We start from the raw sequence: 16785 nt of genomic DNA on the forward strand, positions 1-16785 counted from the left end.
ATCAAAAAAGCTCGCTTCATGCGAGCTTTTTTTGTGGTGTTAATGAAGGCAAGATTCGATCTTCACCGACCATAAAAGGGTGGGTGGCAAGGCTTAGCATGTCTAAATCTTCTGAAGTATTCCCATAAGCATAAATTTGATAATAATCCTGCAAAGAATATTGTTCATGTATTCTTAACTTCTTTTGTTCATTACTACAATCTGGTGTTGCGTAGTAACCTGTCATCATGCCATTTTTAACTTGAGTTTCAGTACAAATTAATTCGATATCAAGTAATTTGCAAAGTGGAGCAAGATAGATATCAATTGAAGCCGAAACTAATACCACTTGGTCACCAAGTAATTGATGTTGTTGTAATTGTGCAAAGATTTCAGGTGAAAGCGTCGAGACGAGCTCTTGTGCATATTCTTCACCTAACCTTTGTAGCTCAATTGCCGGGGTATTGCGGAACATGCTTCGGAACAGCTTAGCTCGCATCGCATGGGCGGGATAAAAATTAAGGTAATAGGCTTGAATCCATGGCAGGATTTTCAAGCCTTGCTTAACGATGTGGCGCTTAGATAACGCATAAAAGATGAACCCTGTAAAGCTGTCTTTACTACACAAGGTCCCATCAAAATCGAACAGGGCGAGATTTTTTATTGTCTTATTCGTTTCGCTCGTTGCATACATGATTCATATCGTCCGTTTACGCGGGTTGCATACCAGTTAGTATTGTAGTCACGACTTAATTTAGGCCCAGAAATTACCACTTGAGGCATAATGGCATAGATCGGTTCTTTGCCAGTTTTAGCCTTATAAAGTTTAGTTAGTGCAATATAAGTTGTTGTACTTTCAAACTTTTTCTCTTTTTCTAACTTCAGATCATCGCGAAGTTGTCTTGGAGTAATTAAAACATTATTTGCAGTAAATAATTTCATTAACTCTTTTTCTGACTGACTCTGAACTGCGAGTGGATCACCAGATTTATTGTAAAGTAATAAATCACCATCTAAAGTAAGTTTAGTATCAGTAAGGGCATCGAGCATGCTTTGAAAAGCAGCATTACGGCTAGAGTACATACCTGAGTTATAATCGGCAAAACGGTAAATCGCCTTATCATAGTCTGCTGGATATACCATCAAGCGGTGAATACCATAATATAGGCCACCATATTGCGTATAAAGATCATTTCTAAGGTCTGCAATATTCATGCTAGAACGCTTATGGGCTTTGGCATAATTAATGTGAACTTGCATTGAACCCAAAGTCGTAATAGGGTTCATTTTCTCGCCAATATCTTGTCCAACCAATTTAGCTGCACCAGTTAATGCACTGACATGATAATGTTGAGTCATAAAATCAAAAATTTGACGATAAAGTAAGTCGAGATCTTTTTCAGTTTTGACTTTACGCATCTGACTCATGTAGTTATTGTCAGGGGAAGGCTGGGTTTTTAATACTTCTTCGAAGTAGCCTGCGACAGTACCGCCAACTTTCTCACCAAGTTTGTCTTCAAACTTTTCATTTAAACGGGTACTGACTTCATCAACCGCTTTTTTACCAAGACCCGGTACCACAGGATTGGCAACAAAGTTAGATTCCTGATCTACAATTGCAACAATACTGCAGACATTTTGCTTGGTTTTAGGAATTTTTAATTCCTGCATAATATCTTCAATATCTTTGGCCCATGACTCACGATCATGCACGCGCGATGGAATTAACTTTTTAATTTGCTGGCTTTCTAAATCGGGCTCATCATTTTTTGACCACCAGGCTTTATCTCCACAAGCAGCTAAACTCATGCATACGGTGACTACACCGAATGATTTTAATAAAAAACGGGAAGACAACGGTTTGTTCATGGAGAGGAAAGCACCTGCAAAAAAGATGAGCTGATCAAGCGGATGAAGTATACTATGTTGATCATCAATTGTATGAATATATATGTATATTGGTCCCTATCAACTGTCAAATAATTTAATTGTTGCCCCTATGGCCGGCGTCACAGACCGTCCATTTAGAACACTGTGTAAGTATTTTGGTGCGGGTCATGCGGTGAGCGAAATGATGACTGCTGACAAAACTTTGCGGATGACTAAAAAAAGTCTTTATCGTGCGAATTTTGATGGAGAGCTCGCTCCTATTTCTGCACAAATTGCAGGTTCTGATCCTGAGCAGTTGGCTGAGGCTGCCCGTTATCAAGTTGCAAATGGGGCGCAAATTGTTGACATCAATATGGGATGTCCTGCAAAAAAAGTATGTAATAAATTAGCAGGTTCAGCATTATTACAAGATGAGGACTTGGTTGCCCGAATATTAGATGCGGTTGTTGAAGCAGTTGATGTTCCTGTGACGTTAAAAACCCGTTTGGGATTTTTAAATGGCCAAGAAAATATTTTACGGGTAGCAAAACGTGCTGAAGAGGCAGGGATTGCTGCGTTAGCATTGCATGGCCGTACACGTGAAGACATGTATTTAAATACAGCACGTTATGAATTAATCAAACATGTTAAAGAGTTAATCAATATTCCAGTAATTGCCAATGGTGACATTGATAGTCCTGAGAAAGCAAAATATGTACTGGACTACACTGGCGCCGATGCAATTATGATTGGGCGGGCCGCACAAGGCCGTCCATGGATTTTCCGTGAAATTGCCCATTATTTAAAAACTGGTGAGCATTTGGCTGCTCCAAATATTGAAGAAGTCAAAGATGTACTTTTAGGGCATTTGTCTGAGTTATATCAATTTTATGGTGAATATTCCGGATGTCGTATTGCTCGTAAGCATATTGCTTGGTACACCAAAGGCTTACGTTCGAGTAATGAGTTCCGACAAAATATGTATAAAGTTGAAACCACTGCTGAACAAGCATTAGTGGTCGAGAGTTATTTTAATCAATTACTTGCAGAAGGTAATTTGATGAGCGATGTTCAGGTTGAACAAGTTAATTTATTAGCTACTCACTAAAATAAAGCAACCAGTATACGGACTGGTTGCTTAAAATCTTTATCTATTCATTATCTAGCATTTCAACCACGAGTTGATTGACCAGATCAGATGCGCCTAATTCACGTATTTGTGCAACATTACTTCCTGCCCAAAAAGCACCAAAACCATAGTCATGGTGTTTACTCGCAAGAGCATTGAGTTGCTTTGCTAAATCGTAAGCGTATGGATATTCTGGTTGGGCAGGTCGAGTAGGTGAATCGATTTTGGTATGCCAATGGTTGAATAAACCGCGAGCAGGACGCCCAGAAAGGCTCGCGCTAATTTGCGTTACAGGTTCAGTAAATAATGCTTTGCGATATTCAGCAGAAGCATTTGAAGTTTGGCATTGAACAAATGCTGTACCTAGCTGGACTGCAGTTGCTCCTAAGCCCAACATATGTTTGGCTTGTAAACCAGTCATGATACCACCTGCAGCTACAACAGGAATCTTACAATGCTTCACAATCAATTGGACCAAGTCACTGGTTTTAATCGCTGCATCAAAAGTCTGGTTGAAAATTCCTCGATGTCCACCAGCTTCAATACCTTGAGCAACAATAATATCGATACCTGCTGCCTCAATCGCTTGGGCTTCAATCAGGTTGGTAGCCGAAACCATAGTCAAAATACCAACTTCTTTCAAAGCTTTAATTTGATGCGGATGCGGAATACCAAAATGGAAGCTCACCGCTTTAGGTTTAGTTTCTAAAACAACATTTAAAAAGTCATCATTGTCTAAAAAACTTGGATAAATACAGTGCAATTCTTGAGGTGGTTGAACACCAAATTTTTCGAAATGAGGACGTAGATATTCAATCCATTGTTTTACTTTTTCTAGATTAAGTTCTGTAGATTGATGACAGAAAAAATTAACCTGAAATGAGTTTTCAGTGAGTGCTTGAGTTCTTAAAATTTGTTCACGTGCACTTTGTGGAGTATTTGCTCCCAAGCCTAATGATCCAAGGCCTCCTTGATTTGAAACCTCGGCCGCTAGTTCTGGTGTAGAAACCCCTGCCATGGGAGCCAGAAAAATTGGATGTTTAATTGCAAGTTGTTGTAATAGGCTCATTTTATTCACCTCACTTCTTTCACTTCACCATAACGTGAAAATAGAATGAAGAGCAAATAATATTGGCTATTTAATTTTTAAATATTCTAGAGGACTATTTTAAAAATCTTTTTATAAAGGCGTGACATTAAATAAAGAACCGATCCAGCTTGAAAAAGCCATTGCTAAAATTCCCCATAATGTAATACGTAAACTACCTTTAAGTTTTGATGTACCTGCAAAATAACTAGAAAGTGCGCCTAAAATCGCCAATGAAAGAATACCGGTAGCCAAAACCACAGGCATAATCCATTGATTCGGGCTCAGTAATATAGCGAGCATGGGGAAAAAAGCCCCAAAAGAAAATGATGCAGCAGATGATAATGCAGCTTGTACAGGATTGGCTGCCGTATTTTCATGGATACCAATTTCATCACGGGCATGTGCACCCAATGCATCATGAGTGGTTAGCTGCAAAGCAACTTCTTGAGCTAGTTCTTTAGACAAGCCTCTAGAAATATAAATTTGAGTTAATTCATCTAACTCTTTTTGTGGGTGCTTCGAGAGTTCTTTTGCTTCAATAGCTAGATCAGCTTTTTCAATATCTTCTTGAGATTTCACGGAAATATATTCGCCGGCGGCCATTGATGTAGCCCCAGAAATTAGTCCAGCAATGCATGTAATTAATAGGGTATGTGAGTTGGCTCCACTTGCTGCCATGCCCATAATTAAGCTAGTGACAGAAATAATTCCATCATTGGCTCCTAATACCGAAGCTCTTAACCAACCTGAACGGTGAATTGCATGATGCTCTGTATGATGTGGAAAAGCCATGTGTTTTGCCTTATAAATGTTTTATAGATGCTATGAAATTTTACAATTTATTGATCAAAAAATATGTCATCATTATAGGAAATTTAGGGATACTAAAGAATAGATCAATAATAAAAATGGAGACTAAATTATTTATATTAAACCATCCTTAACCTAACTTAACGATCTAAATCATTATTTTTAATTATGATATTTATTGATTATTCCAAAAATTGCTCCTAATAACTCTAATTTACTGCAGAGGTGAAAATGAAAAATAGCAAAACAATAAATTCTATAACGCATTCAATATTACTTACGGGAGCGGTGATCTCTTCTTTAACGGTAGTGAGTATGAGCTCTGTTTATGCACAGGACCAAGTAGCTTCAGACTATAAACCTGGCAACCTCATTTATGATAAGTGGGACAGATTTTATAAAATAGAGCAGTCTCAACCTCAAGAAGCAGAAAAAATATTAGTTGAGCTGAGTAAGTTGACCCCTACAGATATTAAAGTCTGGAAAAGTCTTACTTATTTACAAATTCGGCTCGAAAAAAGAGATGAGGCTTTACAAAGTTTAAGACAAGCAAGAGCTTTAGCTCCTCAAGACGACAATTTAAAATTACAAGAAGCATATTTGCTGAATCAGCAGAAAAAAGATCGTGATGCATTGGTTTTATTTAAAGAATTAACTTCATCTTCAGATCCAGCAATTGCAGCAAAGGCAACTCAAGCGGTTAAAAATTTAAGTGGGGGTGAGGTTAAACCATATTTTGGTGATATTTATTTTGCACCCTCTTATGAGTCACGTTATGACGATGTTATTTTTCCCTTAAAAGTTCGGTACGGTAAAAACATCGATAACGGACGAGCTCAAGTATATGGCTTTCTTAATTTAAACCGTGATACTAAATCTCAAGGTGGAGTACGACCTGAAATTATTGATGAAAATGCGGTTACTCTTGGGGTAGGTGCAAATTATCAACCATGGACTTCAATTCCTGTTCGAGCTTATGTCGAAGTTGGTGGAAGTTATGACTTGATTGATCGAAATAGAAAAAAATTTCGTGAAAGTGTTGTAGGCGGTGTAACGGGTTATCAGGAATGGTATTCGCAGTCTAAATGTAATCATACACTTTGTTTAGATAATTACTTTACGGATCTCTATGGTAATGTCGCGACTTATTCAAGAGAAGACTATAACGTTATTGGAGATTTACGCTTACGCACAGGTTTAAATTTATATAAAGGAGATGAGGGAACTGTGCAGGCTTATGTGAAATTGCATGGCTTAGCAGACAGTAAAAATGAATATTACAATAATTTATTTGAATATGGCCCAGGGATTTCATGGCAGCCTTTTAACTATCAACCAATAAAACTACGTGTTGAACGTCTATATGGCAACTACTTTAAAGACGTGCCTGTTAATACAAAAGATCATTACAACAATACCCGAGTAGAACTTGTTTTTTATAAGGACTTCTAATAATGAAAAAAATTTTTATTTCGATTGTTTTTGGTACCCGTCCAGAGCTTATAAAGTTGGCTCCAGTAATTCTATTAGCAAAACAAGACTCACGATTTCAGGTAGAAGTTATTTTCACGGGGCAGCATGATGAATTAGTGCGAGATGCCATAGATTTCTTTGGGGTCGAAATTGACCACCGACTTAAAATTATGAATGCAGGACAAAGCCTAAATCAGCTGTTAATTCATGGTTTGACACAACTTGAACATGTCTATACCGATGGTCAAAAAAGAGATGCGATAGTCATTCAGGGCGATACTACTACTGTGTTAGCTGCTGGATTAGTCGCATTTTCAATGAAGGTACCTGTTGCCCATGTCGAAGCAGGTTTACGTTCTTATGATTTAGATCATCCGTTTCCTGAAGAAGGTAACCGCCAGTTAGTTTCTCGTATTACCAAATGGCATTTTGCCCCTACAGAACAATCAAAGCGTAACTTGTTAAATGAGCAGATTCCACCTTCGTTGATTACAGTGACAGGGAATACGGTAGTCGATGCTGTATATTTAGGAAGGAAACTCATAGCTGAAAAGACGGGTTTGAAAAATCAACTTGAGCCTTACGGAATTGAATTAAAACAAAACGATAAAGTTGTACTTATAACTGCTCACCGCCGTGAAAATTTTGGTGAAGGAATCCAAAATATTTGTAATGCAGTTGAGCATTTAGCTAATCATCATCCTGATTTACAGTTTATTTGGCCTGTGCATTTAAACCCAGCTGTACATGATGTAGTACATGATAAGTTTAAAAACCATGCTCAAATTCATTTGGTTAAGCCACTTGATTATCCAAGTTTATTGGCCGTTATAAACCGTTCTAGTTTTATTTTAACGGACTCTGGTGGTTTACAAGAGGAAAGCCCATCGTTTAATAAACCTGTATTAATTTTACGAGATACGACTGAACGCCCAGAAGTGGTAGAGGTGGGAGCTGGAGTACTGGTTGGTACAAACCAGCAAAAAATTATTGATGAAGCTGAGAAACTTTTAACAGATTCACAGCATTATCAAAAAATGGCAAATGTTGAAAATCCGTTTGGTGATGGGCGTGCTGCTCAGCGAATATTGGATGAAATTGCTAAAACTTATGAATAGAAGTCATTTATTTTGAAATTTCCGATTCGTTTATGGCGGTAGATGTGCTGCCATAAGTGAGCCGATACCATAAACCGACGACGTAAACCGACCACCGTCCCATGTAGTGTGGACCATCAAAAATATAAATTTTCTTGCCTTCATAAGCTTTAATCTGAGAAATGATTTCCCAAGGATAGGCTGCTCGGAATTGTCCATTTTTCTTGGTTCGAAAGGCTTCGAGCACAATCACCGTTTTATCTTTTCCAAGAGTTTGCTCAAGTTGATCTAAAATACGTCTAGCTTGTTGAGGAGTCCTTACTCCCACACCTACGCCGTCTTGAAAAAAGATGCCCGCTTGTTGAGGTAGCCAACTTTTAACCCACAAATCATAGTTTTCGGGTTCACTTTCGCCGCTGTAAACACTCACCCAAACAGGTGAAGGGAGTTTCTCTAAAACATGGCCTAATGTACTGACTCTTAGCCATGTTGGATCGGCTTCTACTGGAAAATAATAACCTTTTAATGGTGCATCTTTTTGTTCTTGAATAATTTGCGCAGATTTTTCTCCTAAAGCAATGACATTTGCACGTGCTTCACGTTCGTTATATTCACCTGCTAAACCCAAGATAAGATTTTTAGCCCAAGGTTGTTGTTTAATTTTCTGTATATCAATGGCATTTTCCCATTGAGGAAGAGTGGAGTTTTTCCACCAAGATTTAGATTCGACGACTGACCATTGGGGGACAAAAGTGTTCACTCCTAAGTAATGCCAATTTCCTTTAGGAGGAGTGGTGTTATTATCGGGTTGCCAGAAAATACCTTCAATAACTGGAGGTTGTCCATGATTTTTGAACAACCCCGCATACGCCACTACACTACATATAATTAAAATAATAAAAGCAGTTATTTTAATTGGTATCTGTTTTCTCATTATTTCGTCGTAACCAATACCACAAGAAGATCACTATTATCATAATTGCAGAGATAATCACAACTAGCAAAAAGAATGATGATTGCTGAACTAGAGGTGCTTTTTGGTTGCCTACAATTAATTTTTGGAGAACATAAATATTGCCATTTTCAGAAACCAGCATTTTGGTGACATTGTTTGGAATTTTATGTTGTATTTTCCCCCATAAATGCATAAAGGTGAGTGCACCGTTTTCAGAGTCAGTAATCACATCAAAGCGGTTATTGTTATAACTCACAATAAAACCATTTGCTGCTGCTGGTGCATAAATAATATTTTGATGCATTGATACTTGTTGCTGATAAATCTCTTTATTGACTCTGACATTAACTGCTTGAGGAGCATTTGGTGAAAAACGTACTAGATTTAATGGCATAGGTGCTTGTGTAAGCAGCATATTTTTAGCAACTTGCCCTAAAATAATAGCCATATTTAGTGCTCCTGATTGGTCATCAATTGCAATCGTTGGCTTAGTTGCTAAAGTCATTGAAAGTGCTGCCACACCATTTTTGAGCTTATGTGGAAGTTTTACTGTTGACTTGGCGGTATCAACCCAAAGTGAACCATGAGCATTTGGTAAACACTGTGAGTTGGCAATGACCGAGTTTTCAAGTTTTAAGCTAAAGTTTGTTGTATTTGAAATTTCCTTGGCAAAGATGTTGAACTGTCGGTTCACGGGGTCAGAAGCAAGATCCGCCGTTTTCATACTACCAGCAAGGCCGCCATCCAACCATGCAGTGATACTCGAGCCTTGTAATAAGCCACTTTGAATACGAAGTGCGATTTGTCCCTGGAGGATATCAGTTGGTTGCCAGACTGCTGGGAAATCAAGAAAGAGATTCTTTTCAGCATGGTTGAGTCTGAAGTCACTAATACCCAAATCTGCAAGCGTGTCAATTTTTCTAAATTGTGCCCAAGTAGGTGCTGAAATTGTGGTTGGGAAAATTGCACTGTCAGTATTAAGCTGTTGTACATAGGCTGGGTTAATCAGCCCATTAATAGCAGAAGTGAGCTCTTGTGGTGTGTGGTAAGTTATTGATAGTGTCGGAACACCTTGTGCCGGTTTTGCAATTTGTACTAAAGCACCACCTTTAAGGGGATTGGCTGAATGAATCACTTCAATAATAAAGTTTGTTTCAGCGTTTAAATTAGTTTGTCCTGAGTCGACCCATTCAATAGGAGTTACAGAACTCCAAGAGCTCGCTAACCGAGCTAGCATGGATGCTTCGGTAATTTCCTTACGGTTATATTTTAAAATTCCAACAAATGGCGTAGGACGTCTAGTTTGTGGGTTAAATAGAGCATCTGGTAAATCTTTTAGACGATAAACATTACGAATAGGCGTAAAGTCGAGTTGGGAATTACTCAAATAAGTTAAATGGTCGATATCTTCTGTACAGAATGTTTCTTTTGTCTGGTTTAGAGTTGTCGGTTTAGCATATTGTTGAATAATAAAATCTAAACGGTGAAAACCACTTGGGCTAGCAGGAATATTAAATTTAAATTGGCCATCACCATTTAAGGTCGTGTTATAGATGAGTTTATCGTCATATTTCACGAGTAATGTTGTGTCATTTTCAGTGGAATAGTCAGTAGAAAACTGGATATTTTGCCATTCAGCGCCTTTTCCCACATAGAAAAAATGAGGCTCCACCGTATATTTAGTTGATGTACTAATATCATCTAATTTCCATGTGTTGGTATGAGCAGGCACAGCTAACATAAGGCAACTGCTAGCAAGGAGTGCTTGTATGAGTGGATAAAGTTTGAAAGTCTTTTTCATTTATTTTTTCTCCTTGCTACGTTCTGTTTTGTACCATTGAAGGGAATTACCCTGTATTTTATTTTTTAGCATGTCGAATGCGGCTTTAAATACAATAAATAAGAAGATTTGTGAGTAACTTACGTAAGATAAAACAGAGTAAAAATAGAGTTCAGGTTTAACTTTTTCTAAAGATAGCGTAAACCACATTTGCGCTACATATAGGCAAAATGAAAGGCCCCACAAGAGCGTAAATGGTCCCGGAACTGAAATACCCGCAATATCAAGTAAGCCAAGCGTTAAAGTGATATGACTCCAGAATAGAGCTGGTACGAAAAGGATGTAGCACATAATGTTATTCAGAATTTCAATTCCGATGGGAAATGGTGTTCTCAGTGCTACAGGTAAATATTTACGTGTCACATAAAAATTACCTTGAGTCCAGCGTGAGCGCTGTTTAACGAATACGCTTAACGAAGGAGGGTCTTGTTGCCACCCAATTGCATAGGGAACCCATTTAATTCGTTTTTGTCCGATAAAAATTCGGAAACTCATTTCTGTATCATCGACTAGCGACTTTTCATCAAAACCACCTAAAGTTTCTAAGGCATCGCGCCAGATAACGTAGTTAGTCCCCATCAATGTTGAGAGTTCAAAACGTTGCCAGCGGCCACCCTGAAAAATCCACTGGAAAAAGATAAATTCAATCGCAATAAAGCGAGTCAAAATACTATCTTGCCAGTTACGGGTTCTTACTTTGCCATTTACAGCGACTAACTTTTTATCTGCCAGTAAAGTTTGTGCGAGTAATCGGACGCAATCAGGTTCAGGAGTACTATCGGCATCGTAAACAACAATTAACTCACCTTTAGCATGAGGAAGGCCATTATTGAGTGTTCTTGATTTACCTTTACCACCCATACCTTTGGGGACATTAACAATCTTTATGCACGGATAAATTTTTGCGAGGTTTTCTGCAATTTCAAGGGTGTTGTCCTTGGAGCCATCATTGATCAGTAAGACTTCATAAGACTCTGCTGGATAATCTTGTTGAGCAATGGCATGCAAAGTGTCCTCAATCACTACGCCTTCATTATAAGCAGGGATTAAAACACTTAAGACTGGCCATCTTTCTGGTATTGGCAGATTTTGTAGTTCCTTTTCAGCCGTTTTGGAATACTTCCACGCTTGATAGCTTAACCATGCCCAAAATGCCTGTGGAATCCAAATACCTAGAAAGCCAAATAAAAACAGAATATCAATTGGAGCCATTTTTACGGACCCTCCTAATAATAGAAGAGATGAGTAGTAATAATAGAATTAATCCTACTACTAAGGAGATCCATGAAATGTAACTACCAAATGTACCGAGTAGATCTGGATAGGTTGTTGTTAAAATCAGATCGAGAGGGACAACAACTATACTTAAACCAATAAATATATAACCAATAAGATTGGTACTGACATGTTCAGGGGTGCTTACATAATCAATATTATTAAATTTCCACGAAATACCGAGTTGCGGATAGCGAATATTGGAGAGGGGTAAATCGGCAGGAGGATTGATAATAATTTCATAACCTGAAACATGACCGTTAAAACCTTTGGCCGAATAAAATAAATGTTTACCTTGTTTAACCTCTCTTGAGGGTATAGGTAAGTTTGTCGAATTTAACTGGATAATATAACTACCCGCTGGTTGTGAAATTAAATTTTCATCCCACCCTGTACTCACAAACGCAGCCATTGGCCGTAAACCAATAGCTGTTGAAAATGTCGCCTTAGCAGCAAAATATTGAGGCTGTTCAGTTTTAAAAAGTACGATCGGAATAGCGCCTTGGCTTACTGCTTCTTTTAATAAAAAATAGTGGGGGAAACCAAAGACTTCATCTGGCAAGATAATGCCGGGTCGAATTCCATTATGGACAAACTTTTGAAAGCTTTCTGAACTAATCTGATCAATGGTAAAGACTGGCCACCATGTATCTTGATAAGGAAAAAACATGGAAAGATCACTAGAACTTTGTATTTCGGCTTTTGTTTGTTCAGCTTTAATTTCACAATGATAATATTGCTGATAGAACTGCTGTAGAGTAGCGTCTGGATATTGGCTAGAAGCAATCACAATTCCACAAATATTAAGAAGATTAGACATTAGCTCATCTCCTCTGGTGGAATTGGAATAATTTTATATTCCACCTCAAGGCGTAATGTCATAATTTCTCTTAATTTTTTAATAAAGTCAGGCTCTTCGTCAGTTTTTTGCTGGCGGATGACAATACTGTATATATTTTCCAAGTCATCATCAGCAAACTGGAAAATAATCTCATTAGGTTCATGTTGGCTCAAAATTTTAATCATTTCATTTTGAGTGGTTTTCCAAACATCATCACCGAGCATTTCTTTTATTAAACTACGATTAAGAATCCTAATTACAAAAACTTCGTAGTCTTGGACATTATGGTGATCAAGTAGTTTAAAAAAACTACGTTGGAAGTATTTTAAAGCGCTTAATGGGAAAATATCACGACGATAATTTCGGTCATAGCTTTGAATATCTCGATATTTTTGAACATTAATTTCAATATTATGGCGTACAGCACTTAAAAAGAGCGGAATAAGAGGAATAATAAAAAGTAAGAGAAGCTGTCGTTCAATGTGCGTTTGAGCCCCTAAGTCGAGTAGAAAATATACGGCAACTCCAATAAATGCGAGTAAACCGACAATTAAAGACAAGCCGACTTCTAAAAAAGCACCAGAAATTAAAAGAAGAAGAATAAAAATCCAGCTTCCTCTAAAACTCACAGGCAACCACTCATATGCAACCATTCCCATAAATAGGTGAGCTGCGATAATCCATAAGACGAGTGTTCTACCTGGGTTTTTTTGTTGCATGCGGGTTATGCTACCTTTTTGTAATGTTAATTTTTTTATACTTTTATAATGAAAGGTGTGGATTTGCGAAGTTGTTGTTGTTTATGTCCTTTTTAAGTATCTAATATATTTATTTGTAGTTGAAAGTCCCTTTATAGTCAAATCCTGTTGTTAATTGTTAATCAAAAATAAACAGATAAGACTCAATTCTTATCTAAATACTCTTGAATGTTTCAATTGCTTTAATACGTGATTCTTTTAAATCTACAATTGGTTTTGGATAATTTAAGCGAAGACTCGTTTTACTTAAATAAGGTTCATGAATAGATTTATTGTCCAGATGAGCTAATTCTTTCACCCACTTGCGAATATAGTCTCCATTCGGATCAAATTTTTGTGATTGGCTAACGGGGTTAAAAATCCGGAAATAAGGTACAGCATCTGTTCCAGTTGAGGCACACCATTGCCATCCACCATTGTTTGCAGCTAGGTCTCCATCAATTAAATGTTGCATAAACCATTGCTCACCAATACGCCAATCAATCAGTAAGTTTTTGCATAAAAACATAGCTGTAATCATTCGTACTCGGTTATGCATCCAGCCTGTCTCTAAAAGTTGACGCATGCCGGCATCAACGATAGGGATACCCGTTTGGCCAGTTTGCCATGCTTTCAGGTGTTCTGGATTATGGTTCCATTGAATTTTTTGAGTATCTTTTTTAAATGGGATGTGTTTAGACACATACGGAAAATCAAATAAAATGTGCTGGTAGAACTCTCGCCAAAGAAGTTCATCTAACCATGTTTGTTGGCCTTCATTGGCTAAGTGAAAGTTACCGTGTTGAGCACGAAAGAGCGCTTGTAAGCACTGTCGAATAGATAAAATGCCAATATTTAAATAAGGCGAAAGTTTGCTTGTACCTTCTACGTGAGGAAAATCTCGCTCGACTTTATAGTGAGACACCGAGTCTTTAATAAATTCATCTAATTGTTCTAATGCATATGACTCGCCAACAGGCCATAAATCTTGCTGTTCTTTAGAAATAGATGAACAAAATAGTTCTTCAATTTCAGCTAAGTTTGCATTTTCCACATTTAAGAAATCAGTTGGAACTTTAGTTTGTTTATTTGGTAAAGGGTAGCATTGAGGTAAACCGCTAGTATCTAGTTTTGCATAACATGCTTTTTTGAATGCACTAAAAACTTGATACGGTTGTTCTGATTTGTTGCGAATTGAACGCAGAGGAAAAATTGTGCGGTCATGAAATAAAAAAAGTTCTTTACTGCCTTTATTTAAAGAGTCTTGTACTGTTTTATCTCTTTTTAATTCATTTACACCCATTTCAATATTGGCATAAACATTTTCAATATTATATTTCTGGCTGAAATCAGAAATAAACTTAGCGATATCCTTCCAATTGGGAATGACTTGGATAACAAGTGGAATATGAAGTGCTGCTAATTCTTTTTGAAGCTCTCTGAGTTGTCGTAAATAAAAATTAATTTTTATTGGAGCATCGTCGTGTTGTTTCCATTGCTCTGGCGATAAGATGACTAATCCAATTGAAGGTCCTTGCTGACAGGCATGCCATAAAGCTGCATGATCGTGTACTCGTAAATCTTGTCGGAACCAAATCAACGGATAAGTATTTGACATGCATCGTCCAATAATAAATTAACTCTCTGAATATTATATAAAATAAAGGCATAAAAAAAGCAAAGCCGAAGCTTTGCTTTTTATCATCTTGTGAAAGATGAATTAGTGGTGGTGACCACCTGCACCGTGTACGTGACCGTGATCTAATTCTTCTTGAGAAGCTTCACGGATTTCTACGATTTCAACTTCAAAAGTTAAATCTTGACCAGCAAGTGGGAAGTTAGCATCAACTACAACGTTGTCGCCTTCAACCGCTTTAACAGTAACGATTTGAACGCCGTCATCTGTTTGAGCTTGGAACTGCATACCAGGTTGAATATTATCAACACCTTGGAACATTTGAGCTGGAACTTCTTGTACTAGGTCTGGGTTGTATTCGCCATAACCTTCAGCAGCTGGTACGTTTACAGTGAATTTCTCACCAACAGTCTTACCAGTTAATGCATTTTCTAAACCAGGAATGATATTGCCTGCGCCATGCAAATAGGCAAGTGGTTCACCTTGAGATTGATCAAGTGTTTCACCCTCAGCGTTTGTTAATTTATAGTGGAATGAAACCACGTGGTTATTTGCAATTGCAGTCATGTTTTTGATCCATTCAATCAATTAAAGCGTACATCATAAAGTGAAAAATAAATTTTGTAGACTACAAAATCTCAATCTTTAACACTTTTTCTAATGCGTTTTTGTCTATATAGGGATGAACTTAAAAAATTCAACTCAATACAGCTTAATTTTTGGACGTACTCGTCTTGTAAGTAAATCTTTCACTGTGAGTAGTCCAGCTTGAGTGTATCCGTGAATTGTTGCTTGATGTAAACGGTATAAAGATACATACATCGTTTTAGCAATATATCCTTGTACACTAACATCCCCAAGCAATTCTCCAACGGCTTTATTACGACTTAAAGACACAAGTGAACCTTTGTCATTAAAAGTGAACATCGGCTGTGAACGGCCATTAAGTCTGGCAGCCATCGCATCAACTAAAAAGCTTGCTTGTTGGCTAGCAACTTGAGCACGTGGTCCAAGAGGCGGGTTTCGTGCATCAAGCTGGCAATGTGCACAGTCACCGAAAGCGAAAACATTTGGGTCAGAATAAGTTTGCAGGGTTGCATAGACCATTAAACGGTTAATGTTGTCACGTTCGAAATCGGTAAAACTTTCAAGAACTTTGGGGGCTTTTACCCCAGCTGCCCATACCGTAATATCACTTTTGAGCTGATTACCGTTACTGAAATAGATGCAATGCTTATCAACTTTTTCAACGCGGTGTTGAGTTAAAATTTCGATGCCCATTTTTTGGAGCTGTTTTGCACTATGCTCAGCCGTTTTCTCATTTAGGGCAGGAAGAATTCGTCCTGATGCTTCAATCAGTGTAATTTTGACTTGTTTAGGATGGATTTTTTTCAAACCATAGCGATAAAAGTTTTTGGTTGTTTCAATAAGTTCTGCTGCAAGTTCGACGCCAGTTGCACCCGCGCCAATGATTCCAATATTTAAGATACGTTGATCTGGTTGATTTTGTGCTTCGATGTATAAATGCAAAAGGTCTTGTTGGAAAATATCAGCTTGTTTTCGACTATCGAGAAAATGACAGTTTTCACGTACCCCCGGTGTATTAAAGTCGTTTGATACAGAACCAAGCGCCAAAATAAGCGTGTCATAACTCAGTTGTTGAACATGATTGTTTTGTTCTTTAGACACTTGAGGGGGCACTAAATCTATTATTTTTTTCTCTTTATCAATTGCAACAAGCGTTCCTAATACAAATTCGTAATGATGTTTTTCTGCATGGGCAAAATAATTGGTTTGTTCTTCGTGAGGATTTAAAGAACCTGCAGCAATTTCATGAAGTAGGGGCTTCCAGATATGAGTCAAATTTTGGTCGACTAATGTAATTTTAGCTTTACCACTTTTCCCAAAAGTTTCACCGAGTTGCGTGGCAAGTTCTAAACCACCCGCACCACCACCGACAATAACAATATGATGTAAACTTTGGGCCATTTTTATCACCTAATTATTTTTCTATAAAAAAAGATGGCTAAATTATGCCATCTTTTATTTATAAA

The 16785-nt window shown here is 37.6% G+C and carries 15 protein-coding genes; 3 read left to right on the top strand and 12 right to left on the bottom strand.

The window, feature by feature from the left end; genetic code table 11:
- Positions 1 to 16 precede the first annotated feature (16 nt).
- Both AC1PJ9_RS09965 and AC1PJ9_RS09970 read right to left on the bottom strand, forming a co-directional pair.
- Positions 17 to 673: an HAD-IB family hydrolase gene (locus tag AC1PJ9_RS09965; protein ID WP_199999605.1), complete on the bottom strand. Its 657-nt coding sequence runs from the start codon at positions 671 to 673 to the stop codon at positions 17 to 19.
- On the bottom strand, positions 640 to 1848 hold the full coding sequence (locus AC1PJ9_RS09970; RefSeq protein ID WP_263614339.1) for a DUF1615 domain-containing protein: 1209 nt from the start codon (positions 1846 to 1848) through the stop codon (positions 640 to 642). The genes AC1PJ9_RS09965 and AC1PJ9_RS09970 overlap by 34 nt, the downstream gene beginning before the upstream one ends.
- An 82-nt stretch (positions 1849 to 1930) precedes the next feature.
- Between AC1PJ9_RS09970 and dusB the strand changes: the two genes are divergently transcribed.
- The gene (gene dusB / locus AC1PJ9_RS09975) at positions 1931 to 2956 is read left to right on the top strand and encodes a tRNA dihydrouridine synthase DusB (RefSeq protein ID WP_019457683.1); all 1026 of its coding nucleotides are present in this window, start codon (positions 1931 to 1933) and stop codon (positions 2954 to 2956) included.
- 43 nt (positions 2957 to 2999) lie between these two features.
- On the opposite strand, the gene AC1PJ9_RS09980 is transcribed toward dusB, so the two are convergent.
- Both AC1PJ9_RS09980 and AC1PJ9_RS09985 read right to left on the bottom strand, forming a co-directional pair.
- On the bottom strand, positions 3000 to 4046 hold the full coding sequence (locus tag AC1PJ9_RS09980; protein WP_311086811.1) for an NAD(P)H-dependent flavin oxidoreductase: 1047 nt from the start codon (positions 4044 to 4046) through the stop codon (positions 3000 to 3002).
- 111 nt (positions 4047 to 4157) lie between these two features.
- Positions 4158 to 4859, bottom strand: a complete 702-nt coding sequence (locus AC1PJ9_RS09985) for a VIT1/CCC1 transporter family protein (protein ID WP_049066550.1) — start codon at positions 4857 to 4859, stop codon at positions 4158 to 4160.
- Positions 4860 to 5108: 249 nt separating this feature from the next.
- Between AC1PJ9_RS09985 and AC1PJ9_RS09990 the strand changes: the two genes are divergently transcribed.
- Both AC1PJ9_RS09990 and wecB read left to right on the top strand, forming a co-directional pair.
- Positions 5109 to 6329 (top strand): tetratricopeptide repeat protein, encoded by a 1221-nt coding sequence (locus tag AC1PJ9_RS09990; protein ID WP_311086812.1) that lies wholly within the window; start codon positions 5109 to 5111, stop codon positions 6327 to 6329.
- A gap of 2 nt (positions 6330 to 6331) precedes the next feature.
- Positions 6332 to 7468, top strand: coding sequence for a non-hydrolyzing UDP-N-acetylglucosamine 2-epimerase (gene wecB, locus AC1PJ9_RS09995; RefSeq protein WP_311086813.1), 1137 nt, complete (start codon positions 6332 to 6334; stop codon positions 7466 to 7468).
- A gap of 7 nt (positions 7469 to 7475) precedes the next feature.
- Here wecB and AC1PJ9_RS10000 read toward each other — a convergent pair whose 3' ends face one another.
- The 8 genes from AC1PJ9_RS10000 to AC1PJ9_RS10035 form a co-directional block, all read right to left on the bottom strand.
- Positions 7476 to 8381 carry an alpha-amylase family protein gene (locus AC1PJ9_RS10000; protein ID WP_311086814.1) on the bottom strand — a complete coding sequence of 302 codons (906 nt, stop codon included), beginning with the start codon at positions 8379 to 8381 and terminating at the stop codon, positions 7476 to 7478.
- Complete coding sequence (locus AC1PJ9_RS10005) at positions 8359 to 10203, bottom strand: hypothetical protein (RefSeq protein WP_311086815.1); 1845 nt, start codon at positions 10201 to 10203, stop codon at positions 8359 to 8361. Before AC1PJ9_RS10005 ends, AC1PJ9_RS10000 begins: the two co-directional genes overlap by 23 nt.
- Positions 10204 to 11454, bottom strand: a complete 1251-nt coding sequence (locus AC1PJ9_RS10010; protein WP_000035257.1) for a glycosyltransferase family 2 protein — start codon at positions 11452 to 11454, stop codon at positions 10204 to 10206.
- Positions 11441 to 12337, bottom strand: coding sequence for a hypothetical protein (locus AC1PJ9_RS10015; RefSeq protein WP_311086816.1), 897 nt, complete (start codon positions 12335 to 12337; stop codon positions 11441 to 11443). Before AC1PJ9_RS10015 ends, AC1PJ9_RS10010 begins: the two co-directional genes overlap by 14 nt.
- Positions 12337 to 13077, bottom strand: a complete 741-nt coding sequence (locus AC1PJ9_RS10020; protein WP_311069403.1) for a hypothetical protein — start codon at positions 13075 to 13077, stop codon at positions 12337 to 12339. Before AC1PJ9_RS10020 ends, AC1PJ9_RS10015 begins: the two co-directional genes overlap by 1 nt.
- Positions 13078 to 13270: 193 nt before the next feature.
- Positions 13271 to 14713: a deoxyribodipyrimidine photo-lyase gene (gene phrB, locus AC1PJ9_RS10025; RefSeq protein ID WP_311086817.1), complete on the bottom strand. Its 1443-nt coding sequence runs from the start codon at positions 14711 to 14713 to the stop codon at positions 13271 to 13273.
- Positions 14714 to 14815: 102 nt separating this feature from the next.
- The gene (locus AC1PJ9_RS10030) at positions 14816 to 15298 is read right to left on the bottom strand and encodes an FKBP-type peptidyl-prolyl cis-trans isomerase (RefSeq protein WP_263614329.1); all 483 of its coding nucleotides are present in this window, start codon (positions 15296 to 15298) and stop codon (positions 14816 to 14818) included.
- A 135-nt stretch (positions 15299 to 15433) separates the two neighbouring features.
- Positions 15434 to 16720 (bottom strand): NAD(P)/FAD-dependent oxidoreductase, encoded by a 1287-nt coding sequence (locus AC1PJ9_RS10035; protein WP_311086818.1) that lies wholly within the window; start codon positions 16718 to 16720, stop codon positions 15434 to 15436.
- Positions 16721 to 16785: the final 65 nt, after the last annotated feature.

It is taken from the genome of Acinetobacter sp. 70_2 (assembly GCF_056736115.1).